The 25,569-nt window shown below is 42.0% G+C and carries 17 protein-coding genes and 3 tRNA genes; 14 read left to right on the top strand and 6 right to left on the bottom strand.

Going from position 1 to position 25,569, the window contains the following annotated elements:
• Positions 1–246 precede the first annotated feature (246 nt).
• Positions 247–320: transfer RNA gene (locus ABTV71_RS24020), tRNA-Pro, on the top strand.
• A 170-nt stretch (positions 321–490) separates the two neighbouring features.
• Here the strand turns inward: ABTV71_RS24020 and ABTV71_RS24015 are convergent.
• Positions 491–2,866 (bottom strand): ABC transporter permease, encoded by a 2,376-nt coding sequence (locus tag ABTV71_RS24015; protein WP_433901351.1) that lies wholly within the window; start codon positions 2,864–2,866, stop codon positions 491–493.
• A gap of 766 nt (positions 2,867–3,632) precedes the next feature.
• On the opposite strand from ABTV71_RS24015, the gene ABTV71_RS24010 reads away from it, so the two are divergent.
• A tRNA-Pro gene (locus tag ABTV71_RS24010) sits at positions 3,633–3,706 on the top strand.
• A gap of 145 nt (positions 3,707–3,851) precedes the next feature.
• Here ABTV71_RS24010 and ABTV71_RS24005 read toward each other — a convergent pair.
• A complete protein-coding gene (locus ABTV71_RS24005; RefSeq protein ID WP_220700164.1) occupies positions 3,852–4,862 on the bottom strand; it encodes a substrate-binding domain-containing protein in 1,011 nt (336 codons plus the stop codon).
• A gap of 248 nt (positions 4,863–5,110) precedes the next feature.
• On the opposite strand from ABTV71_RS24005, the gene ABTV71_RS24000 reads away from it, so the two are divergent.
• The 10 genes from ABTV71_RS24000 to ABTV71_RS23955 all read left to right on the top strand — a co-directional run bounded on the left by ABTV71_RS24000 (position 5,111) and on the right by ABTV71_RS23955 (position 22,361).
• On the top strand, positions 5,111–8,248 hold the full coding sequence (locus ABTV71_RS24000; RefSeq protein WP_433901350.1) for a SusC/RagA family TonB-linked outer membrane protein: 3,138 nt from the start codon (positions 5,111–5,113) through the stop codon (positions 8,246–8,248).
• Positions 8,249–8,266: 18 nt separating this feature from the next.
• On the top strand, positions 8,267–9,832 hold the full coding sequence (locus ABTV71_RS23995) for a RagB/SusD family nutrient uptake outer membrane protein (protein WP_433901349.1): 1,566 nt from the start codon (positions 8,267–8,269) through the stop codon (positions 9,830–9,832).
• A gap of 31 nt (positions 9,833–9,863) precedes the next feature.
• Positions 9,864–10,748 carry a DUF5017 domain-containing protein gene (locus tag ABTV71_RS23990; RefSeq protein WP_433901348.1) on the top strand — a complete coding sequence of 295 codons (885 nt, stop codon included), beginning with the start codon at positions 9,864–9,866 and terminating at the stop codon, positions 10,746–10,748.
• On the top strand, positions 10,745–13,393 hold the full coding sequence (locus tag ABTV71_RS23985) for a glycerophosphoryl diester phosphodiesterase (protein ID WP_433901347.1): 2,649 nt from the start codon (positions 10,745–10,747) through the stop codon (positions 13,391–13,393). The genes ABTV71_RS23990 and ABTV71_RS23985 overlap by 4 nt, the downstream gene beginning before the upstream one ends.
• A 20-nt stretch (positions 13,394–13,413) precedes the next feature.
• On the top strand, positions 13,414–14,847 hold the full coding sequence (locus tag ABTV71_RS23980) for a hypothetical protein (protein ID WP_433901346.1): 1,434 nt from the start codon (positions 13,414–13,416) through the stop codon (positions 14,845–14,847).
• 35 nt (positions 14,848–14,882) lie between these two features.
• Positions 14,883–16,319, top strand: a complete 1,437-nt coding sequence (locus ABTV71_RS23975; protein ID WP_433901345.1) for an SGNH/GDSL hydrolase family protein — start codon at positions 14,883–14,885, stop codon at positions 16,317–16,319.
• A gap of 171 nt (positions 16,320–16,490) precedes the next feature.
• Positions 16,491–17,168, top strand: a complete 678-nt coding sequence (locus ABTV71_RS23970; RefSeq protein WP_433901344.1) for a GDSL-type esterase/lipase family protein — start codon at positions 16,491–16,493, stop codon at positions 17,166–17,168.
• Positions 17,169–17,234: 66 nt separating this feature from the next.
• Positions 17,235–19,517 carry an FAD-dependent oxidoreductase gene (locus ABTV71_RS23965; RefSeq protein WP_433901343.1) on the top strand — a complete coding sequence of 761 codons (2,283 nt, stop codon included), beginning with the start codon at positions 17,235–17,237 and terminating at the stop codon, positions 19,515–19,517.
• A gap of 187 nt (positions 19,518–19,704) precedes the next feature.
• Positions 19,705–21,243, top strand: coding sequence for a sodium:solute symporter family protein (locus tag ABTV71_RS23960; RefSeq protein ID WP_433901342.1), 1,539 nt, complete (start codon positions 19,705–19,707; stop codon positions 21,241–21,243).
• 137 nt (positions 21,244–21,380) lie between these two features.
• A complete protein-coding gene (locus ABTV71_RS23955; RefSeq protein ID WP_121126764.1) occupies positions 21,381–22,361 on the top strand; it encodes a 3-keto-disaccharide hydrolase in 981 nt (326 codons plus the stop codon).
• A 58-nt stretch (positions 22,362–22,419) separates the two neighbouring features.
• Here ABTV71_RS23955 and ABTV71_RS23950 read toward each other — a convergent pair whose 3' ends face one another.
• Together ABTV71_RS23950 and ABTV71_RS23945 are read right to left on the bottom strand one after the other, a co-directional pair.
• Positions 22,420–22,713: a Smr/MutS family protein gene (locus ABTV71_RS23950; RefSeq protein ID WP_108636779.1), complete on the bottom strand. Its 294-nt coding sequence runs from the start codon at positions 22,711–22,713 to the stop codon at positions 22,420–22,422.
• A gap of 46 nt (positions 22,714–22,759) precedes the next feature.
• Entirely contained in the window at positions 22,760–23,158 is a 399-nt protein-coding gene (locus tag ABTV71_RS23945; RefSeq protein WP_147430538.1) for a hypothetical protein, read from the bottom strand.
• Between the two features lie 296 nt (positions 23,159–23,454).
• On the opposite strand from ABTV71_RS23945, the gene ABTV71_RS23940 reads away from it, so the two are divergent.
• The gene (locus tag ABTV71_RS23940) at positions 23,455–24,201 is read left to right on the top strand and encodes a copper homeostasis protein CutC (protein WP_433901341.1); all 747 of its coding nucleotides are present in this window, start codon (positions 23,455–23,457) and stop codon (positions 24,199–24,201) included.
• 34 nt (positions 24,202–24,235) lie between these two features.
• Here ABTV71_RS23940 and ABTV71_RS23935 read toward each other — a convergent pair whose 3' ends face one another.
• Positions 24,236–24,415: a spore protein gene (locus ABTV71_RS23935; RefSeq protein WP_077437607.1), complete on the bottom strand. Its 180-nt coding sequence runs from the start codon at positions 24,413–24,415 to the stop codon at positions 24,236–24,238.
• Between the two features lie 33 nt (positions 24,416–24,448).
• Positions 24,449–24,519 (bottom strand) — tRNA-Cys (locus ABTV71_RS23930).
• Between the two features lie 380 nt (positions 24,520–24,899).
• On the opposite strand from ABTV71_RS23930, the gene ABTV71_RS23925 reads away from it, so the two are divergent.
• Positions 24,900–25,517: a porin family protein gene (locus ABTV71_RS23925; protein ID WP_433901340.1), complete on the top strand. Its 618-nt coding sequence runs from the start codon at positions 24,900–24,902 to the stop codon at positions 25,515–25,517.
• Positions 25,518–25,569: the final 52 nt, after the last annotated feature.

Here is a 25,569-nt window from a genome sequence, read left to right as displayed (position 1 = left end):
TTACTTGTCTTTTTTCGCTGTTTGATCATAGTTGTAGTAACTTATTTGGGCTGTTTAGAAATGATAAAAGCAAATCGACATATTGAAGTTCATTTATGGTATAATAACGAGTGTATTTAACTTTGAAATTAAATATTAATAATGGTCAATATATCAGTTGATTAGTTTTATTTTTGTGGTAATGCTTGCAAAACATGCATAAGAAGCGTATATTTGTGCCACACAAAAACAAAGGTGATACCTTTTCGGGGTGTAGCGTAGCCCGGTATCGCGCCACATTTGGGATGTGGAGGTCGTAGGTTCGAATCCTGCCACCCCGACTAAAAAGCTCTAACGAAAGTTAGGGCTTTTCTTGTTTCTAGGCGGGATGAGCACCCTCAGCTTTTTAAAGAGCCATGAGATTCGATTCAATCCTGCTACTCCGGAGGAAAAACGCAAACGAAAATTAGACTTTTATATTATAGAATAATAGCGATCATCGATCCCTACATTATTCATCCCGCAGGCTATCAACGGGATTGGCTAATGCGGCCCGAAGTGCCTGCCAGCTTACTGTAACCAGTGCAATGCCGATTGCAATCAGTCCTGCAGCGGCAAACATCCACCATTGGATGTTAATGCGGTAGGCAAAGTTTTCCAACCATTTGTTCATAATCCACCAGGCAATAGGTGAGGCGATGAGTAAGGCAATTAGCACTGGTTTCATAAAATCTTTGGAAAGCAGTGCCACCACACCCGATATCGAGGCGCCCAGGACCTTGCGAATTCCGATTTCTTTATTTCGTTTGGTCGCTGTAAATGAGGCCAGTCCATATAACCCCAGGCAGGCAATAAATATCGCCAATCCGGCAAATAGACCAAGGATTCTTTGCTGCCTGAGGTCTGTTTTATAAAGAGTGTCAAACTTCTGGTCCAAAAAAGTGTATTCAAAGGGATAAAGCGGAGCTGCTTTATTGAATGCGGCTTCGATTGTTTTCAATGCAGCGGGAAAGTCATTCGTATTCAATTTTATAACTACTGTTCTTAGGTCGTCGGATGGCGAAATAACAAGTGCATCCATGTTTTCTTTCAGGGAAAGGAAGTTGAAATCTTCCACGACACCAATGATGGTTCGGCGTGAAGAATCCCGGATCGTATTTCTTACCCATTTACCGATGGCTTGTTCGGGGGTAAAACCAAGCTGTGTTGCTGCTGTACGGTTAATCAGTACTGCTTTGGTGGAGTCTGTTGGATATTGCATGGAAAAATCCCGCCCAGCAAGTATCTTTAGCCCTAAGGTACGGACGAATCTAAAGTCGGTAAATTCCGTTCTCGATTTCCATGACTTGGTATCCTTTCTCTCCACCTCAAAATTATGGCTATCGAAAAAGCCGCCCGGTTCGCCGGACATGAACGAAACTGAGGCAATGTTGCTGTTGCTCAGCAACTCGTTTTTGAAAGTATGCATGTTGCTGTACAGCTCACTATTATCCAATGGAATCACTATGCTTTGCTGATCATCATATCCCAACCCTCTTTCTTTTACATATTTCATCTGTTTTGTGATGATGGTGGTTCCGATAATAAGTAAAATGGAAATGCTGAACTGTAATACCACTAAAATCTGACGAAACAATGCTCCGCTCTTACCTAATTGCAGTTTGCCCTTCAATGCCTGGATCGGAGAAAAAGTCGACAGGTAAAAAGCTGGATAACTTCCTGCCAATAATCCAACGACAAGGATAATGGCGGCCAAAAAGGCATATATCGGCCAGGAATCCCAAGAAACCGTCAACGTGTATCCTAAGAGCTGATTGTAAATTGGCATCAGTAGTTGTAATATGGCAATAGAGAGCAAGCAAGATATAAAAGTCAATAGGAGAGATTCACCAATGAATTGATAGGTTAGTTGTGTGCGTTGGGCCCCCAGTACTTTTCTCAGGCCGACTTCTTTTGACCGGTCCACCGCTCGAATGGTGGAGAGGTTCATAAAATTGATACAAGCGATCACTAATATCAGGATAGCGATGGAAAGAAAGATGTATACGACTTTTTTTTCTCCATGTTTTACATCGTCAAATTGGCTGTGAGGTTCAAAATAAATGTCATATAATGGCGTGAGCGAAAGATCAAATTTAATGTTCATGACATTGGAAACTGCTTTCATGTGTTTATCCATAAACTGTTGAAGCTTGCTTTCGAGCAGTTTTTTATCAGTATGCTCACCGAGTAGGACATATGTAAACATACTGTTGTTAATCCACCCTTTAAACCACTCTTCTTTAGAATAGTTGGCGAGTGGTATGACCAGGTCAAAATCCAAATGTGAATTGGTGGGGACGTCTTTTGCGATACCTGTAACGGTAAGCTGTTTGTTTTTATCTAGCTTCAGCACTTTGCCTATCGGATTTTCATTGCCGAAGTATTTTTTAGCACTTGTCTCCGTGAGCACTACACTAGCGGGGTTCTGCAAAACAGTCTTCGCATTTCCCTTGATCAGGGGAAGACTGAACAGATCAAAGAAATCAGCATCCGCAACATAGAGCTTTTTTTCATTGAACGCGATATTATTAAAGGAAAACAATCCATTGTTCGGCATCACTCTTACTGCTTTCTTGATATCATCAGGATAATCTGTTAACAGTGCTGTGGCATAGGGAGCAGAGAGGTAAGGTACGCGCTCCTTCGAACTGTTAAAGCCACGCATCACCCGGTGAATCCGGTCGCCTTGGATATGAAATTTGTCCACACTGAATTGATTCACGATAAAAAGAAATATCATCAGGCACACCGTAATCCCTATTGTCAGGCCGAGAATATTGATAAACGAAAATACTTTATTTTTTTGCAGATTTCTCCATGCAATTGTGAAATAGCTCTTTATCATACTTTTTCTCTATTAGTGTCTGTGTTTTAAAACTTATGCTCATCAACTAGTCCGACGAAATCGGTCATTCAACTATGGTATAAAATACGTTGTTCAATATTCAGACATTGTCAAATAGATTGCCAAATAGTTAAGTATCTTGTATTTAGCGTGTTGCTTTATTTTTTTGTTTTGTTGACTGTTCATATTCGAACACCAATTATTCACATTCGGACAGCTAAACAACTCCGTTTTTTTAAGGGACTTAAGTCATGTTGACAATTAGAGTTTGGTATAATACTTGTAAATGTACCCCCAAAATAAATTATGAGCATATTAAAAATGACGTTTAAAAATTGGATGCTGCTGTTGCTTGGAGTAATTGCGGTATATCAAAAGATAAATCGACCTGTCGTATCCAATGAAATGCAAAAACGAAATTGACTTATTGAAATCTGTGCTGTAAAAATTTTTGTATCTTTAGCCAGTATAGCTAACCATATAAGTTCTTTTGGGGTGGTCCGATAGAACGAAATATTATGAAAAATGAAAATACTATTGACCTTGTGATTGTTGGTAACCATAAACCTTTATGGACAAGATCCTAATATTGAATTCCTACTGGAAAGTTTAGACGAAAATAATAGACAGTATTTTTGGCGTAATTTGTTTGTTGTAAATTTATTTATCAACGGATCAGTTGGTTAACGATATTGTTGAAAATAATTTTGAAAAAAAATATTTTTAGTGTACTTTTGTGCCACACAAAACAAAGGTGATACCTTTTCGGGGTGTAGCGTAGCCCGGTATCGCGCCACATTTGGGATGTGGAGGTCGTAGGTTCGAATCCTGCCACCCCGACTAAAAAGCTCTAACGAAAGTTAGGGCTTTTCTTGTTTCTAGGCGGAATGAGAACCTGCGACCTCTTGAAGGTATATAGGTTTGACCCGGAGGGGACTCAGCCAATCCTTCCATCCCGATTAAAGAGCGCTAACGAAAGTTAGGGTTAAAGAGATTTCCGAATGATAACTTGAGTAGGATTGCGTTCGTTTAAGGTTTTCTTTTGAAGTACAGCTTGAGCTGCCGCTTTTCCCATTGCCCGGAAATCGGTAGATATTACCGTAATTCCTCCCTCGAGGATCTCTTTGACATCAGTATCATTATAGGAAATAAGGCCTATATCCTCACCCAATGTAAATCCATGCTTCTTCGCCAATTTAATTAAGGATACGTCGTCCGAATCGTAGCGACTAAAGGTGATAAAGGCTGTATGCTTCTTAAACTTTGTCTCATCTACGTCTGGAATAATGTCATAATTGATGCTTGACTCTTCGCAGTATCGGACGAAACCTTTTATGACATGTTCGGCATGTAAAGCTTCAGGATGCGCGATCAATATGATTCTTTGGTACTTTTGAATATTATTCTGCAATAAGGAAAGGCTATTGTAAATATCGTATTCATAGTCCTGATAGATCGCCGTATAATTTCCTGAGAGGCCCAATTGGTTGTAGTCGATAATAATCCGTTTGTTCGGAGGAATAAGATTGATGATCGGAGATGGGTCTTCTTTCAGGAATGTAACAATAACAAAATGCGTATAGTTGTTGATGTTTTCAGTGATAATATTACGAAAGACGTTAAAGTTGTGATGGTGAAAGTAAACGTCGATCGCTGCGGTCCCTTTTGTCTCAACTAACAAGGATTGATAAATCTGTTCACGCATGGTATTCATTTTATCCAGAAGTAACAGGATGCGATAGGAATGCTCCACCTGTTTTTTCTTTACATAATATCCTTTGCGGTAGACAGACTCAATTATTCCTTTTTCGAGTAGATAATTAAGACCTTTCAAGACCGTCTCCTTACTCATGCTGAGTTGGTCCTGCAATTGATTTAAGGAAGGAATACGGTCTCCAATATGTAAGTCGTTCTTTTCGATCAATGCATGAATGTGATCTACTAGTTGAAGATACTTCATGCGAGACCCGTTGCCTGTTTCGTTTGTAGTGGACATGTGATGAATTGTCATTTACGATAATAGAGTCAAACTTAGATAAACTTGTTTTTATATGCAAGTCTTGATCTTATTCAGATAACCGAATAAGTTCGATCATTTTCTCCTCCTTTGAAGATATTCTCAAGAAGAAACTACATCTTTTTTTACTTTTTTTTTGCAGGGACAAATATAATTTATACTTTTATAAAAGCAAACCAGTCTAGACCAGACTAGATTGCAACGAATAACTAATTATAAATACTATTATGACTCTATTTCATCTAAAGGCGGCTCTGCTTTTATTGGGGATTTTTTTTCTAACGTTGTCCTCTTTTGGACAACAGCCCACTTCTGTCAAAGGAAGAGTGATGGATGTCGAAGGGCTTCCTTTGGTCGGGGTTACAGTATCTAATCAGTATAAAACTGTAACAACTTCCACAGACTCATTGGGTAATTTTTCTATATCGCCCATCTCTCAAGGTGAATTGTTACTTTTTTCAATGGTTGGCTATGTTACTGTAAAACATGCGGCTAGATTGGATCGTGTCCAGAATATCCAGCTTTCACGAAGCGAACAGATACTCGATGATGTTGTCGTTATCGGCTATGGTACAACCACTAAACGTGATCTGACCGGAGCGGTAGGTCAGGCTAATCTAACAGATATGCGTAAAGCCCCTGTCGCCAATTTCGAGGAGGCCTTAGCCGGCCGGGTGGCTGGCGTTAAGGTAAGTTCAAATGACGGACAGCCGGGTGCGGAACTCAGTATCGTTATTCGGGGTAATAACTCGGTCACACAAGATAACTCTCCACTCTATGTCGTTGATGGATTTCCTGTTGAAACATCTGTTGGTAACACCATTAATCCCGAAGAGATTGAGTCCTTGGAGGTGTTGAAGGATGCTTCCGCGACAGCCATTTACGGAGCCAGGGGAGCTAACGGCGTTGTCCTCATAACAACCAAGAAAGGTAAGGTTGGAACTCCCGTTGTTAACTACAACGGATGGGTTGGGCTCAATCAGATCATCAAAACGCAGGAGCTGCTAAATCCTTATGAATTTGTGAAATATCAATTGGAACAGAATCCCACCCTCTATACAGATATTTATCTAAAGGATGGTAAGACTCTGGACGATTACCGCGGCATGGAGGGTATCAATTGGCAGGACAAAGTTTTTAGAAATGCGGTTACCCATAATCATTCTATTGCGATGCGTGGTGGTACCGATCGTACACGATATGCCGTTTCCGGATCATTATTGGATCAGGATGGGATCATACTAAACAGTGGGTTTAATAAATATCAAGGAAGAATAGTGCTGGATCAGACCATAAATAAAAAATTAAAAGTAGGCTTGAATTTAAACTATACAGCCTATAAGCGATATGGTACAGTAGTGTCAGAGTCTCAGCCTAGTCCGACAGCGAGTCTGATGTATGGAATATGGGGATTTCGGCCAATCACTGGAAATCCACTTACAGATGCCTCTCTGATAGATGATCTTTTTGACCCGGATATGGATCCTAGCTTAGGTACTGATTTGCGAATCAATCCCTATCTAGCTGTGCAGAATGAGTATAATCCACTGTTCAGTGCAAATCTCGTGGCCAATGGCTATTTCGAATATAAATTGGCAGCGGAGTTGACATTTAGGGCGACTGGTGGTTACACGCGTATAAACCAGCGACGGGAGGTATTCTTTAACTCAAAATCCAGAGCAGGACATCCATTTTCAAACAATAAAGTAAATGGTTCTATTTGGAACAATGAGATTACAAATCTATTGAATGAGAATACCCTGTCTTATGACAAGAAATTTAAAGGTGGACATCGGTTAAAGGCAGTCGTCGGATTTACAATACAAGATATTCGAAACTATACCAACGGATTTACGTCCATTTTGATACCTAATGAAACATTGGGTATCAAAGGGCTGGACGAAGGGCAGATTACGATGGCGCCAGTGACTGACGCTTCCAGTGGACTGATTTCCTATTTAGGGCGGCTTGATTATAATTATCGCTCAAAGTATTTGCTAACATTGTCTTTCAGAAGTGACGGCTCATCCAAATTTCCAAAATCAAATAGATGGGCCTATTTCCCTTCGGGATCTTTTGCATGGCGATTGAAAGAGGAAAACTTTTTGAAACCGATAAATATTATCAGTGATGCAAAGTTGCGCGTAGGCATAGGTTCTACCGGAAATAATCGTGTATCAGAGTATGCTTCATTGACTGCCTTGCAGATGAATCCAGCCTCAGGCTACAGTGTAGGCAACAGCGCCGGTCAGGGAATGGTACCGACGAATCTTGGAAATCCATCTTTAAAATGGGAAACTACTGTTCAAACCAATATTGGTCTTGACCTCTCCATACTCAAGAATAGAGTGTCCCTTACTACAGACTATTATCACAAAGAGACACGTGACCTATTATTGAATGCAACCTTGGCTCCCAGTATGGGATTCCTTACCGGATTCAAAAATATTGGCCGTGTATCTAACAGCGGTATCGAATTTACATTGGAGACCAAAAACGTACAGACTCCAAATTTCTCATGGAGTTCAAGTTTTAATATTGCATTTAATAAAAACAAAGTTCTTGAGCTCAATGAAGGAGAACCGAGTTTGGCAACACGTGTCACCTGGGGGAATTTCAATAATGCATATCCTTATATCGCAATACCCGGACAGCCGATTGCTTTATTTTATGGCTATCTTTTCGATGGTGTATACCAATACGCAGATTTTGATCTGGTCAACGGGAATTATCTACTTAAAGCAGGTCAACCCAATAATGGTACCCCCAGAACAAGTATTAAGCCCGGCGATATCCGTTTCAAGGATATCAATGGCGATGGACAGGTAGACAATTATGACCTCACAATAATAGGTAATCCAAATCCAAAACATATCGGCGGATTCAACAACAACTTTAATTATAAAAACTTCGATCTGAATGTTTTTTTACAATGGAGCTATGGTGGGGATATCTTAAATGCCAATCGCATTGAGTTTGAAGGCGGAGATCCTGTCGCTCGCGGTTTTCTGAATATGTTTGCTTCTTTTGCTGATCGTTGGACACCGGAAAACCAGACCAACGCGCTATATCGTGTCGGCGGCCAGGGGCCAGCGGTGTATTCTTCCAGAACAATTGAGGATGGATCCTATTTACGACTCAAGACCCTGTCTTTAGGCTATACCTTCAATGCTGATCAGCTCCGAAGATTACGGATGAAATCCATACGACTTTATGTCGCTGCACAAAATCTGGTTACATGGACAAAGTATTCCGGGCTCGATCCCGAAGTCAGCACCCGTCCAGGAGCACTGACCCCTTCCTTCGATTGGTCCGCTTATCCGCGTCCTCGTACGATGACAGTCGGAATTGACCTTAATTTTTAAACCTAACCTTTGATCAAGATGAAACGCATTTTTATTTTTTCTATATGTATCGCTTGTCTAACCAGTTCATGTTCCAAATTGCTGGATAAAGAACCTGACTTTGTGACCACTGAAAAATATTTTCGAAATGAAAGCGAATTGATGAATAGTCTCAATGGAGTCTATAATAGGCTGATCGACACCTATGGGCGGATGTATAGCCGTGGGCTTTTTAGCTATCTTGTCGTTAGTGATGAGGCCTATTTCAAGAATATATCAATCAACAATATTCGAGTGATGGTCATGGACGCTGCTGATTTGGACATTACTAGATTATGGGAAACCTTATACGAAGGGATAAATAGAGCAAATCTATTATTGGAAAATGTCGATCGTGTAGAGATGGATATCACCAAAAGAAACGCCATCAAGGGCGAAGCACTCTTTATGCGCGGATATTACTATTATATCCTAACCGATTTCTTTGGAAAAGTTCCTTTAAAACTATCCTCTACGCAGTCTCCAAACGACCCTTACCCAGCTCAGGCTACCCTGGCGGCTTTGTATACACAGATTGTGAAAGATATGCAGGAAGCGGAAAACCTGGTTCATGAAAGCGGAGTGGTGCCTAATGAAAGAGTGTGCAAAACAGCCGTTCAGGCCGTACTGGCCCGTGTGTTTTTAAAAATGGCGGGACAGCCCCTCAATGACCATGCTCGCTATCAAAATGTTATCGAATATACGGATAAAGTGATTGCTTCAGGAAAGCATCAGCTCAATTCCAATTATAAGCAAATATTTATCAACCATTCACAAGATATCAACGAACCGAAGGAATGCCTTTGGGAAGTTGGCATGTTTGGAAATAAGATCGGCAACATCGATCAGGCTGGTATGGTTGGTATCGAGAACGGTATCGAATGTCCCGATGAACGTATTGGATATTCAGGCGGAGCAATGCGGATTACAGCCAAATTATACGATTTGTTTGGTCAGAAAGATACAATGCGGCGCGACTGGAGTATCAGCCCCTATCGATTTGTGACTACAGCAGGGGTTACGCAAAAACAATATTATAACGCAGCTCAGCTTTATGAACGAAACCCCGGAAAATGGAGACGGGAATATGAGACCGGTACCAAAGTGAGGAGTGCCAATTCGACCAATTTTCCAATTATAAGGTATAGCGATGTCTTGCTGATGAAAGCTGAGGCAGAAAATGAGGTCAACGAATCCCCAACTACAGCCGCCTACGAAGCAATCAATCAAGTGCGTAGGAGAGCTTTTGGTAAGGCGTTAAATGAGGTCAATGGAGATAGTGATGCGCCGATCGGAATGGATAAAATAGCCTTTCTGGATTATATACGGGATGAGCGCCTTCGCGAATTCTGTTTCGAGGGAATCCGGAGACATGATCTAATTCGTTGGGGAATTTATGTGCCCACTATGAATGCCTTGGGACGCGATATTTCAGTCAACGCACCTGCGCCACATCGATATGGTGGTAATGCCGGCCTGAACACGACCGAGAGAAACGTGCTGTTTCCCATTCCGAACACTGAGTTAACCATTAATAAACAGATTGTTCAAAACCCGGGTTGGTAAATCTGGTGGATCACAAAATAAATAGAAACAGATGAAAATATCAATGATGTATCTCATGCTGGCCGTATTGAGTGCCAGTTGTATGAAAGAGGATATCGCCAGTGCAGATATGGAGGTCAGGACGAATGCCTCAAGTTACAGGGTAGGTGATACCGTTGTATTCCGATTTGAGGGAACCCCTGACAATATTGTATTCTATTCTGGAGAGAATGGACACAACTATGCCTTGAAAGATCGCCTTTATGCAGATAATGATTTACAGGTAGATTTCAAAACACTTGTACAATGGGGTGTTATCTATGACAATCTAAAATTGTTGGTTTCCAATAATTTCAGCGGAATATACACGAAAGAAGAGGTTGATAAAGCCGCCTGGACAGATATTTCAGACAAAGCCGTTTTCTCCACTGGGCAAGATAATACGCCCTCTGGAACTGTAAGTTTAAAATCGTATCTCAGTCCGGTTGATACAGGATCAATATATCTGGCGTTCCGATATACTGACTTTCAAAAGCCGCAACAGAACAGATGGGTCATTCGCAGTTTTAATGCGGTAAAAGTATCGCCAGAAGGCGTGCAGACGAATGTTGCTACGATATCCAATGCAGGCTGGAATGCCGTAAGTTTTCTAAATGACAGTAAGGGATGGACAATTTCGACAACACAGCTATTGATGTATGGCGGTGTTGCATCCGATACCGATAATGATGACTGGGTGATTACAAAAGGTTTTAAAGTAAAGGAATCCATTGCGGACAAAGGAATAGCACTTAAAAATATTAGTTCAAATCTGAGGGAGTACAGCTATGTGTACAAGACACCAGGTGTCTATAAAGCTGTATTTGAAACCTCCTCCGACTGGTACAGTGGTCGCAAAGTAGGGTACGCCGAAGTGACAATAACCATTACACCATGAACGATATGCAACGGTTAAATAGCGGATACAGTCATTGCGCTGGGGTATGGATGATGATGATACTGCCATTTTTATGCTTCGCAAGTGTTTTCGCACAAAGCGGGGCTGATGTATGCCTAGAAAATAGTGCGCTGCAACTGATCTGGCGTGAGGGTAAAAATGGCTATCAGCTTCAATCCGTTACCTTAAACGATGACGTGGGAAAAAAGGAGCATTTAACGATGGCGGCACAACAGCGAACGATCCTTTACGCAAAAAATAAGCCGCTGGACAGATCTACAGTTGTTTATGATCATGCTGGGAAGCTTATTCATTTCCCCGACTCTCAATATCGCTATGTGATTCCAGTCTGGTCACAAAGTTTGTCACCTGTGAGCCTGAATACTGCAGGTGAAGTATTGCACTATCAACCGACTATAGCGGCTTCAGCTTCGCGCTCGACGTTGAGATTTCAATACGAAAACGAAAAAATTGTCCTGTCGGAAGAATGGAACCTTGATCCAGATCATACGCATGATATCCGTGTACAGATGACTTTAAAAGCGAAACAAAGCGGTTATTATTCCCTGTCGTCGCCATCACTGGCGATTGCTGATCGCCAGCAGTTTCAGTGGGCGGTGATTCCGGGATTATTCCAAGGAGCAGCGCTCAATCCTGACTTTGTGGATGCCTACGCTTACGGACATGGTATCCCAGATCGTCCAGTCATCGTCCGTGAACGTACAGCCTCTACATTAGCGGCGCTGTTAACGACACAATCTGGAGTGACCTTAGCGACCGTAGCTGAACCCGGAACCGCAAGGGATCCCTGGCTGAAAGACATAAAGACACATGCGGACTGGAAACTTGGATTGTCGTTGATGAATCGAAATAAGGAGCTTACACCGACACTCTATCATCCGGTACTGGGTGAGGAGGGGTCCTATTTGAAAGAAGGACAAGAGATAACATTTTCCTTTCGATATACAATTCAGAGAACTTCTTGGTATAATGTACTGGGGCATATAATAAACGGTATATATAAGTTCAGTGATTTTTTAAAACTGAAAGAAACAAAACGCTCCTTAACGGATCGTCTTTACACGATGTATGATTATGTCATTGCCGATAGTACCTCCAAGTGGCGGACAGTAAACTATAAGAATGCGGTAATCGGAGCCCAGGATTATCTGGGTGGAGTATATGGGGCTGAGAAAGATGCCATGAAAAATTCCGATTACGGTGCGATGTGGATGCTGGCTAGACTGACTGGAGATACCACACTCAAACAGCAACGACTTCCCGCAGCCCTAAACTTCAAGTTGCAGCAACAACAGCGGAAACCTGGGTTCTTTTATGGATCAGCTGCCGGGCAGTATTACCTATATCGCAGTCAACAGTTTACCGAAGAATGGGGGCCATATAGCGAACCCATTGGCACCAGCTATTACATGTTGATGGATATCGGTAATATATTACTTTTTGAGCCGGATCGGTCTGATCTTAAACAAGCGTTGCGCAAAGCCGCAGACTGGTTGTTGTCCAAAATGCATCCCGATGGACATTGGGAAGTTGCCTATGATAATAAGTCAGTCCGCCCCATGTTTGAGGATGTAGCCGATCTCCGACCAACATTTTATGGACTCTTAGTTGCACATCAGTTGTTAAAGGACGAAAAATATCGAGAAGGAGCAATCAAAGCCGCAAACTGGTTTGTTGAACATGCAGCAAAAAAAGGATGGTTCCTGGGTGTCTGTGGTGATACCCGATTTGCACCTGATTTTGCAACAGCACAGTCTATACAGGCACTCCTCGATATGTATACATTGACTAAGGATCCACGCTATCAGACAACAGCCTATCAGGTCGCCAGATACTATACAACATCGATCTATACACATCCGATCCCCTCTCGGGAGGTTAAACGCGTGAATGGGACCGCTCGTCAAGATTGGGAAATCAGTCAAGTGGGGCTGGGATTTGAACATGGCGGTATTATGGGCTCTGCAAATCATCATGGCCCTATTCTGCTATCGAGTCATGCGGGGCTGTTTGTAAGACTTTATGGACAGACGAAAGACAGCTTATTGCTGAATATGGCAAGAGCCGCTGTCTGGGGACGGGATGCATTTGTGGACGCAAATACTGGGGTCGCTTCTTACTACTGGGATGCGATGAATAAAGGGGCTGGACCATTTCCGCATCATGCCTGGTGGCAATTGGGATGGATTACCGATTATCTACTCTCCGAAGCAGCGGTTCGTTCCAATGGCAACATCTCCTTTCCGAGTGGATTTATAACACCTAAAGTTGGGCCACACCGCAGTTACGGCTTTGATAAAGGGAGAATATTTGGCAGGTCAGTCGATCTGAAAATGAAAAAGGGACTTATCAGCCTCGATAATGCAAAGATAGATTATATCCTGGCAACGAACAGTGATACTAAGGAGCTCTATATTGTTTTGCTGAACAATAGTGTCGATCAGCAGGAGATTCAACTCAAGTTGGATAAAGACCAACCCCAGCGTCTATTTGGATCAGAACAGCGGGGAGCTTGTCTTCTCAATGCCGACGGGACGGATGAGATACGGATGGCAGCATCCTCAGATTGGAAAATTTCTCTGCCGGCAACAGGACTAAGAATAATAAAAATCAGTTATCAATAACCATTTAAACAACCAATAACATGAATAGCAACATTAAGCAGAAAAAAAAATACTGGATTATACCCATATTCTTTGGAATGATGTTTACGGTCTTAAGTTGTACTGGAGTCGAAAAGAGTTTACAGGCAAATGAAACGCAAGTAGAAAATAAACTTGCACGAATGGCCTCTACTACCGGACAGTTAGATTCACCCATGGTGAAAAGCCTGGCTTATCAGGTGATCGTCAACGACGATACCCTGGACGTATGGCAAGAAACCTGTTATGATCTGGTGGAGAATGGAGGGCAGACCGATGTACATACCGCTTTATTTACGTATGTTCCAGGTACTCAGGTCAAGATTATTTGTAGCAGTTCTTTCTCAAATTTTACGCTGTCGCCCAAAAGGTTGAATATACCGGTTACCAAGAACGGAAATGAATTGACGTTTACCATCCCTGAGTACTACAATTATGCATTGGCTATCCCTGGTCGTGCGCCCTTACTTCTGTTTGGATCTCCGGATTACAGCGCCTATAAACAGGGGGCAGTTGTTTTTGCCAAGGGAATCCATCATGGTGTCAATGGTGTTTTTAAACTTGAATCCAATAAAACCTATTATTTAGAAGAAGGGGCGATTCTCAGGGGAAAAGTATTGATAGAAAACGTATCTAATGTCAAATTGATCGGTCGGGGCTATATTGATGATCGTACCGCTCCTGTAGCAGGAAATTTCGTTAAGGTCTACCGTAGTCAGAATGTGGAACTTCGGGGATTTGGCGTCCGCCATGCGGCCTTAGGCTGGCAAGTAGATATGGTCAATTCGTCGAATGTGGATGTATCCCATCTCAACCTGTTGAGCTTTGGGCAGAACAATGATGGTTTGGATTTGGGCTCAGGATGTCAAGGTGTGCATTTCTCCCATTGTTTTATCGGATCAGGAGATGATGGTTTTGGTTGGCATGCAACAAATGCCGCTGCAGATGGCGAAACACCGCTTTTAAATTGTAGTGCCCACGACTGCATGATCTGGAAAAACCAGGTAGGCGTAGGTATCCGCATAGGATCTTCCTTAGAAACCAGTAGTGTCGAACAGCTCACCTTTAAAGATATTGATATCGCCAAAATGACCTGGGGTGGTCATTCGGTAGCGATCCCACATTCTGACTGGGCGGATGTTAAGAATATCACGTTTGAGGGCATCCGTGATGAGACCTCTGGAAATACCCGATTTGTACTGATGTATATTAAGCAAAATGCAAACTCAAATCCGGTGTATAGGCCCGGGACTATTTCTGATATTCGATTTATTGATTGCGTCAGCAGTGCGACGTCGGCAATTTTCGAGGGCTATGACGCCGATCATATGATTAAGGATGTGACCTTCAAAAACGTAAAAGTCGGGGGTAGGGATATGTTGCAGTCTGATATCGTAGCAAATCCCTTTACCTCGAATATCACCGTCGTGAATTGATGTTCAACTAGTTTATGATCACTTAAATCAACGAGATGCGTACATATCAATCAGTTATAAGTTTCCTGTTGTTTTTTTTAATAATGACCGGTCTAGGGGCGCAGAATAGTGTGGAGCTCAACAAGATTGCCGCTTCGCAAGGTGACGCTTCGCAATTGTTATTTTCTGTGGATACGGCGAAAGAAGAACTTATTGTGCCTGGTGATTTTAAGCGTGATGATGAGTGTGTAGTGCGTGGTGGTATGCCTAATTTTTTTGCCAAGGTCAGCAAGGGCCAGGATGTATCAGTAGCATTCATCGGTGGAAGCCTGACACAAGCCAATTATTGTTACCGGATGCAGATTTCAGCTTACTTACAGGCACGCTACCCATCCACCAGATTTAAGTGGGTCAATGCTGGCGTTTCCGGAACAGGCACGGACTTGGGATCCTTTAGAATCAGGGAACAGGTATTATCGCACAATCCCGATCTGGTTATCATCGATTTTGCAGTCAATGGCGCCTATGCTGCAGGCATGGAAGGTATGGTCAGGCAGATTATCCAACATGATCAGCATACCGATATCTGTTTAATTTATGCCATATTGGCCACAGAGACCAAGGTATATAATAATAGAAAGATACCGCCACATATTGAAGCTTTGGAAGCATTGGCCGATCATTACGGTATTCCTACAATACATTTGGGAATGGAGATTGCGCGCTTGGAATCTCAGGACAAGTTGTTGTGGAAGGGAGATGTAGATTCTGCAGGAGGTCGTATTTTATTTTCTACGGACGGAATACACCCACTGCAAGCTGGTGGTAATCTTTACGCTGCAGCCATTGCCCGTGGAATTGAGAAGATGAAAGGGCCTTCACAAATGGAAATACATTCATTGCCTCAGCCGCTGATATCTGCCGAATGGGATGTAGCAGGGATGTACATCCCCAGTGATCTTGCTGATTTTGATGTTAAATGGGCCGCGTTTCCTACAGAAGGATCTAAATTAAAGGCGTTCAATGGATGGTTTGATACCTTGATGGTCGCTGAAGAAAAAGGCGCGCGCTTTTCATTCACTTTTGAAGGTGATCTATTTGGCCTGTTTGACATCGGTGGGCCCGAGGTGGGGCAGCTTGAAGTATGGGTAGATGGTCATCAGATAGGGCTCCATAAATCGCAGTCAGGAAGATTTCAACCTTATCAAATGGTGGCAGAGAATCACGGCAATATCCAGTTGAATCGATTTAACGCATACTGTAATAACCGATATCGGGGTCAATATGATGTGATCAAGGTACCCAAAGGAACGCATGAAGTCAGTTTTCGTATATCGCCATTGAGAGCAGATAAAAAGATGATATTAGGTCCGTCCCAACAAGAAGATATTGACCGGCATCCTGCGAAATATGATTCATCCAAGATTTATTTAGGGCGGATTCTGTTACGTGGCAAACCAATTTTAAAGACTACTGGAAAAGAAAAAGGATGAAATCATCATGATTTGAAGGCCGCATAAACCGAGTGTACGGAACAATTGAACTTACGAACACCTTAAAAACCAGTTTAATGAGTAAAACGAACTCATGAATATCATTGCAGATAAATACTTATGAATAGTACCTTGGTTAAAGAATAATTGATGAACAAATAATTTATACGGATGAAAATAATTCAGCTATTAAAGCGACTAAACTGCCTATTACTCTGCTTGAGCATGACATACACTTATGCCCAATCTGTATTAACGCAACGGCAGAAATGGGAGCAAAAGATACAACGTTATGAGCGTCTGGATGCGCAAAATCCACCGCCCAAAAAGGTCATTCTTTTTGTTGGTAGTTCGACCATCGAAAATTGGAAAACGTTAAAGGATGATTTCCCAGGGCAGACTGTACTGAATAGAGGGGTATCCGGAACCAAGACTGTGGATCTTTATACCTATAGAGAACGGTTGATTACACCATACGATGCAAAGCAAATTTTTATTTATGAAGGCGACAATGATATTGGACTTCGTTGGTCGACAGACAGCATTGTTGAACAGTTCACTGCCTTATTTGGTGAAATAAGAAAGTCGAAACCGCATGCTGAAATAATCTATATATCCATCAAGCCCTCACCGCGCCGATTGAAAGATAAAATACAGATCGAAGAGGTTAATGCTAGAATTAAACAATTTATGGAACAGCAGCCCAATACCGGATATGCCGATGTTTATGCCCAGATGCTGGATGCCAATGGTAATTTAATACCAGCATATTATCGCCCGGATGGGCTGCACCTAACTGCCGAGGGATACCATATCTGGAAAGATGTGATATCCAAATTTATAAAATAGGTGGATGAACCCAGGAATAATTAAATATAAAATTGAATTACAAAAAGGATAAAAAAGAAAGAATATATGATTTATAGTAAGGGAGGAGCCTCCAGGACATTGAAGAAAGAAGTTATTGCCGCAGATCTCGTAGTTGTTGGCGGTGGGATGTCTGGCGTGTGTACTGCGATTACGGCAGCCAGGCAAGGTTTGCGTGTCACCTTGGTACAGGATCGGTCTGTACTCGGGGGAAATGCCTCCAGTGAGGTGAGGTTGTGGATATTGGGTGCCACTTCCCATATGGGCAACAACAATCGCTGGAGTAGAGAAGGTGGTGTTATTGACGAGATATTGGTTGAAAATGTGTACCGCAACCCGGAGGGCAATGCTGTTATATTGGACATGATTTTACTTGACAAAGTAAAGCAAGAGGACAACATTCGATTGTTGCTCAATACCAGTGTCTACGAAGTCCATAAGGCAGCTGGTGATCGTATAAAATCGTTGAGCGCTTTTTGCAGTCAGAACTCGACACAATATGAGCTAATGTCATCCTTATTTTGTGATGCGTCCGGAGACGGAATAGTCGGTTTTTTATCTGGGGCGGCTTTCCGTATGGGCGCTGAAACCCGGGAAGAATTTGACGAAGCCATGGCGCCCGACACCTCCTATGGAGAGCTTTTGGGGCACACGTTGTATTTCTATACCAAGGATATCGGAAAGACGGTATCTTATACTGCCCCGGCTTTTGCCATGGATGTCACCAAAGAAATACCGAGATTCAAAAACTTCAATGCCAAAGAACATGGATGCAAGCTGTGGTGGGTGGAATACGGCGGGCGTCTGGATACTGTGCACGATACCGAAGAGATCAAATGGGAACTATGGAAAATCATCTATGGCGTGTGGGATTATATTAAAAATTCAGGCCAATTTCCCGAAGCCGACACCCTGACATTGGAATGGGTTGGAATGGTTCCCGGGAAGCGGGAAAGCCGCCGGTTTGAAGGCGATTATATCCTGACACAAAAAGACATCGTCGAACAGCGCCAACATCCGGATGCCATAGCCTATGGTGGCTGGTCCATCGATCTTCATCCTGCGGATGGCGTCTTTAGCGACCGTCAGCCCTGTAACCAATGGCATAGTAAAGGCGTTTTCCATATTCCTTATCGTTGTTTATATAGCCGTAATATTGAAAACCTCTTTTTGGCGGGTCGTTTGATCAGTGTATCCCATGTCGCATTTGGAGCGACTCGGGTAATGGCGACATGTGCATATGTTGCACAAGCTGTGGCGATGGCCGCAAAACTATGCGTTCAGCAGCAGCTTTTACCAAGAGAGATCGGTCAGACAGGTTACATGAAGGAGTTACAGAAAGAACTGCAACGATCCGGCCAATATATTCCCGGTTTTCATTTATCCGATAGCAGCGATCTTGTACAGCAGGCCGAACTGACCTCTTCGAGCAATCTGGACTTTAAGGGATTCTCGAAAGAGCATATGCTGTGGAAACCCCTGACTATAGCTGCGGCACAGCTTATTCCTGTCACTGTTGGTACCCTGCCCATCTTTTTTTTGGATATTGAAGCCACGCAGACAACAGTGTTGAACGTGGAGCTTAGGGGCAGCGAAAGAAAAGGTGGTTTCACGCCAGACCGGGAGTTGGCGAAAATGCAAATTCGTGTAAAACCCGGCTTTCAGACAGTAACACTGGATTTTGAATTGGAACTAAATGAGGATCAGTATATTTTCCTCACGTTTCTTCAAAACGAGCATGTGCGATTGGCCTATACCCATCAACGGATATCCGGATTACTATCCGTTTTTAACGGTGTGAACAAAGCTGTTTCAAATAATGGGAAACAGATAGCGCTGCCGGGATCTGGAGTAGATTCATTTGAATTTTGGACGCCACAACGTCGCCCTGATGGACATAACCTCGCCATTCAGCTAACAGCGGGCCTATCGGTTTTTGGAGTCGAAAATGTACGCAATGGCATAGACCGGCCGACAGTTCGTCCGAATGCCTGGGTCGCTGCAACTGACGACCAGCAGCCGATAATTTCGATAAAATGGAAGCAGAAGCAGCACATAAGAAGGATCGAAATTAATTTTGATACCGATTTGGATCATGCGATGGAGTCTGTGTTAATGACCCATCCCGAGACCGTTATGCCATTCTGTGTGCGGAATTATACTATTGAAGATGGAAATGGAAAGATTATTTATACGCAGCAGGGAAATTTTCAGACCAGAAATGTGATAGAACTTCCGGAATCCTGTGTTACAGATCAGCTGATTATATCTCTTGAACACCCTTCTGCGGAAGTGCCAGCAGCCATCTTTGCTGTTAGGTGTTATGCATAGTCTTTAAAATGATAATATTCAGTAATTTAATAGTTGATACAAGATGATAGATACAGTAGTTATAATCGTTTTTTCGGTATTCATAATGCTTGTAGGGATAAGCTTCTCACGAACCGGGAGAAACCTGAAGTCCTTTTTTGCTGGCGGTGAATCCGTGCCCTGGTTTATAGGGGGAATGTCCCTATTTATGAGTTTTTTTTCAGCAGGTACCTTTGTCGCTTGGGGTTCAATAGCGTATAGTCATGGCTGGGTAGCGATTACCATTCAGTGGACCATGTGTATAGGTGGACTGATAACAGGACTTTATCTAGCTCCTAAATGGAAGGCTACAGGAAATCTTACTGCTGCCGAGTTTATTAAGGAGCGTCTGGGGAGCGCAGTTCAGAAGTGTTACATCTACGTCTTTATGATCGTGTCGGTATTTCTCAAAGGGTCGGTTCTGTATTCGGTGGCCAAACTTGTTTCCGAATCGCTGGACTATCCTTTGATACCAGTTACCATCGTTTTGGGAATCTTAATGATTGCTTATACGGCCATCGGCGGGTTGTGGGCGGTCATGGTGACAGATATCCTACAATTTGTCGTCCTGACCGCAGCGATCGTGATTGTCATTCCATTGGTTTTTGAAGAAGTTGGTGGTGTGCAGTCCTTCTTGGATAAAGCGCCTGATGATTTTTTCAATGTTGTCAATGGTGAATATACATGGGGGTTTATTGTCGCTTTTGCTTTATATCATATTTTTTATATTGGAGGTAATTGGACGTTTGTACAGCGCTATACAAGTGTTGATACACCCCGGTCAGCATCCAAAGTTGCTTATTTATTTGCTGCCTTATACATCGCTAGCCCGATTTTGTGGATGATTCCGCCTATGGTTTACAAGGCGATCAATCCAGATTTGACCGGATTGGCTACCGAGACGGCCTACATTATGGTTTGTAAGCAAGTGCTGCCTGCGGGATTACTTGGATTGATGCTTACGGGGATGTATTTCTCTACATCGGCATCTGCAAATACAGCCTTGAATGTTGTGTCAGCTGTTTTTACGAACGATATTTATAAGGGGACATTAAACCCGCAAGCAACGGAAAAAAAGCTGATGTTTATCGCTCGTGCATCATCTTGGTTTTTTGGATTTTTTATGATTATTGTAGCGCTGATTGTGCCACTGATCGGAGGGATAGTAGAGTTTACTTTGAGTATAGGCGCCATTACTGGAGGACCATTATTGGCGCCACCGATATGGGCATTGTTTTCAAAGCGATTGACAGGAAAGGCAACCCTGTATATAACTGCTGTTAGTCTGGGTGTCAATCTGCTGTTTAAAATTATTTTTCCTTGGTTGATAGACTATAAACTTAGCCGAGCCAATGAGATGCTGCTTGGTGTTATGCTGCCCTTCGTTTTGTTGGCTTGTGTTGAACTATATGCGAAATCACGTGGAAAGATAAGTTCAGAATATATTGCGCTCAAAAACATTAAAGCCGCGCGTAAGGAAAGTGTACAGCGGATTGATAAAGAAGAGGAAATAGCATTGAAAAGCCAGAATAAATTTGGATTGAAGATGATTGCATTTTCGCTCACCTTTATTGCGTTGCTGCTTTATGTATTGTGTTTTTTCTTTGCAGACCGTTCTCCATTAGTAGGCGGAATTGCCACGGTAATATTTATAAGTGCGTTGGTTCCATGGCGCGCAGCTAATAGAGTTTTTATAAATCAGGTTTAAATACTCAAAAATCAGCACAGATTATCTGAGGCACTTCGTTTTCTTAGTGTTTTTTAACTTTATATGTTTGTAAACCCGCTATTAAACAGTTAAATTGCTTAAAATTTATTGTCAATTAGAATATAAACATACATAAGATGAAAAGAAATACCGCTTTTCTTTTAGGGGTTTTAGCTTCTTGTGCATTACCACAAGTGATCTCTGCTAAATCATTCGCAAAAGAATCTGTGCATTACAGGCAAGAAGTTGAAGGAAAAGAACTGATCGGGCGTTGGGATATTGAAGTTGACGTCAATGGCACACCGGCACCCTCCTGGCTTGAAGTGAAATTGTCGGGTTACAAGACCTTAGTCGGTCATTACGTAAGTACTTCTGGAAGCGCACGGCCTGTTTCACAGGTTTTTTACGAAAATGGGAAATTCAAATTCGCAATTCCACCACAATGGGAAGGCGGAAAGATGAATTTAAGTGTAGAAGGGGAGATCTTAAACGGAACATTGCAGGGAACGATAACGGAACCAGATGGAAAAACACATCGTTTTAAAGGAGTACGTGCGCCCGAGTTAAAAAGAACGGCCGCCGTAAAGTGGGGGAAACCGATCCAGCTTTTTAATGGAAAGGATCTGTCGGGCTGGAAAGCGACCGGAAAAACCAATCAGTGGATTGTGAAAAATGGTATTTTAACCAGTCCTCAATCGGGTTCTAACCTCGTCTCGGAACAAAAATTTGAAGATTTTAAATTGCACGTTGAATTTAAAATTCCTTCAGGCAGTAATAGTGGGGTGTATCTTAGAGGGCGCTATGAGGTGCAAATTGAGGATAGTCCGAAAGATGCGCATCCTAATGCCGTCCTTTTTGCAGGCGTCTATGGTTTCCTTGCAGCAAATGAGATGGTGAACAAAGGGGCCGGAGAATGGCAGACCTATGATATTACATTGATAGGACGCCTGGTGACTGTGGTTGCCAATGGTAAAACAGTGATCAGCAATCAAGAGATTCCGGGGATTACCGGCGGAGCACTGGATAGTAGAGAGGCTGAACCTGGTCCGATCTATTTCCAGGGTGATCACGGACCGGTTGAATTCCGTAAAGTAGTTATTACACCGGCCGTTAAATAAGAGTGTAGAAAGCAATTATTCATGTGATGAGCTCGATATTTTATCGGGCTCATTCCTTTTAGATTCCAATTACAACGACCACAACGTCTTCGTTCTGGTATGAAGTATAGTATCGATCAATTGAACCACTTTCTTTGTAATCCTGTAGTTCCTTAAATATCATTTTTTTTAAGGTACCTTTTCCCTTTCCGTGAATAAATTTGATTTCGTTCATCTCCCAATAAATGGCTGCATCCAGGTTGGATCTGAGGTAATCAATAGATTCTAACATCAGTTCGTCAGCCGAGTAGTCTTCCCAGTCTTCGAGAAAAGCATCTGCGTGTAGATCAACTATAGCGGGTGGTTTGCGCATGATTCAAATATATTACAATGCCGCAAATGTAAAACAAAACAACGACTTAGTAGGCGAGATCGGCGATGAAATCAACAGCCCGGGCGAATTTTTCATACCATTTTTTTATAATGGCAGCAATTTCGTATTCCTCTTTCTCTGCATGATTTAACATCAGTAATTCCAGCGATTGCAATAACTGCTTATGATCCAGGAACAAGCCGTCATAATCACGATAAGCAGAAACTGTTTCTTGAATAAGTTGCAGACTTTCATGCCTGGACACGATTGTCACATGCCGGGAGGAAATTCGGTCTAGCAGACATTCTTTCTGAAAATCGGACGCGATATGCCTATCGCATGCCTGATTAAACAATATTTCAAATTCAACAAGCTGGCTTTCTAAACCATGTATGGCGGATTGGAGCTCCTCAAAAGTGCCGATGATCCTTTCCTGTATTTCCATGTTTTTTGATATAATAGCCATGATATTTTTATCTAAATTTTATATAATGTTGGTTATTAGAATTTTAAATAAAAGCATGTAAGGTATATACAAACGGTTTGAATAAATGTTTTTCTTAATTTGAATAATAGTTGACCAACGATAGTGGGAGTTCTGCATAACAGTTATTGGATCTTGAGGGCCTCCGTGAAAAAGCGGAGTAGATTATCCTAATTGCCCTATAGCTAAAAAATAGGTATTTTGCTTTTTTTTTGCGTTATTCGCATTGCGTAAAAACGGGTTAAAAATAGAATTGAATGAAGGAGAAAACAATCGGAAGCTATCAATTGGAAATATGTTCCAATTCAGTCGCATCAGCAATTGAAGCGGAGAAAGGCGGTGCGACACGTATTGAATTTTGTCAGAATCTGGAGAATGGTGGTACAACACCGTCTTTTGGTCAACTAAAACTGGTGCGTGAGCTTGTTCATATCGGAATTCATGTCCTGATCAGACCACGGGGTGGAGACTTTCTATATACGGAAGAAGAAATGCTGGAGATGATCGCCGATATTGAGCTATGTAAGGAATTGGGCATGGATGGCGTTGTCCTAGGGGTATTGAATGCCGATGGTGCCGTGGACAAGGTTAATACAAAGCGTTTGGTTGATGCTGCTCGACCTATGCATGTCACGTTTCACCGTGCTTTTGATCGGGTCAAAGATCCTTTTGGTGCATTGGAAGATATCATTGCTTTGGGTATTGACCGTATCTTGACTTCGGGACTGAGAAATTCAGCTTTATCCGGTGCGCCATTGCTGAAACAATTAATTGAGCAGGCAGCCGGACGAATTGTGATTATGCCAGGTGCCGGAGTGGATGCTTCCAATATCACGACAATCTTGGCGGAGACTGGGGCCATTGCGATCCATAGTTCAGCAAAAGAAAGTCAGTCTTCAAAGATGAGATTTTCGCAGGATCAGGTGAAGGGGATGGACGAGGCGCAGTGGATGAGCTCAAAAGAAAAAGTCCACCAGATGGTAGACTTATTAAAAAGCCTTTAAAGTATAACTTTAAAGGCTGCTAATTTCTTTGTGCTTATTTAGCTTCTGCAGCTAATTGATTTAAGATAGCATCGTTTTTAACGATTTGGTTGCTAGCTTTCATTTTTGATCTAGAACCTAACTCAACGTTAGTTCCTAATTTCAAGAACTGAACTTCAACACGTGAAACAGTTTTATTTCTTCTATCTTTTCTTTTTAAACGTGTAACTCCCATTTTGATAATATTTTTATTGTTTAAAATAAAACGAGGTCGGAAGCGGATTCGAACCGCTGTAGGAGGTTTTGCAGACCTCAGCCTAGCCACTCGGCCATCCGACCCTATTTTTTTCCTTTTGAAGGTCTGCAAAAATAAAACTTATAATTGGAATTAAAAAATCTTTGTGATAAAACTTTTGCGTTTTTGAGCATTATCTTGAAAACCAAGGGTGTAGTTTTTGAGTATGTTGCTTATGCAGGCTTTAAGCGTAGAAATACTAATGTATACCATCAGTAGAAAATATTAAAATTTCTACAAGCTACTGTATCATTTAGAGGACATTCAAAAAAAAAACGGCACGAGTTTTTTCTTTTGTTTTGAAGTGAAAATGAATAGTTTATCTATTTTGGAATAGATATTGCAAATGTCACTGTAATAAATCTCATACAAGAAATATATGAGAATAAATGATAGAAGAACAAAGTAAATTAAATTAGGAAACATGAAAAAACTATTATTATCTGCAGCAATTTTATTTGGTTCATTAGGAGCTTTTGCACAAGGCGGATTGGGATATGGACTCCGTGCGGGTGTAAACATTCCTAAATATTCAATAGATAACGGAAGCACCAAATCAAATACAGGTTTCTTTGTAACAGGTTACTTGGATGCACCGGTTTCGCCCTATTTTTCTATTCAGCCGGGATTGTCTTTGCAGAATAAAGGGGGGAAATGGGAACCAACTTCTTCAACTGAAACAAAAGAAAGTGTTATGTCTCTTGATATTCCAGTAAACTTAGTGGCTAAATTGCCTACAGGAGGGTCTGGTAACTTTTTTATCGGTGCAGGACCGTATGTAGGTTTTGGCTTAAGCGGTAAACGTAAGGGAGAAGTTTTTGATGGTGCTGTTCAAGGTGATAGAGACCTTAATTTTGGTAGTAACGAAAATGATGATCTTAAGCGTACCGATTTCGGTATCAATTTCTTGGCAGGTTATCAATTAACCAACGGTTTTCAGATCAATGCTGGCTATGGACTTGGTTTAACAAACTTGGCCCCTGCATCAGGTGATATGGCTAAAAACCGCGTATGGTCTATTGGTATTGGCTTTGGACTATAAGAAATATAAGTACTTAAGCTTATTATGAGGAAAGAGTCCCTGCATCTGTAGG

Origin of the sequence: Sphingobacterium puteale (assembly GCF_050986225.1) — a bacterium.
GTDB classification, from domain to species: domain Bacteria; phylum Bacteroidota; class Bacteroidia; order Sphingobacteriales; family Sphingobacteriaceae; genus Sphingobacterium; species Sphingobacterium puteale.
The sequence above is the reverse complement of the archived record's forward strand: the minus strand, read 5'-3'. Positions and strand labels throughout refer to the sequence as shown.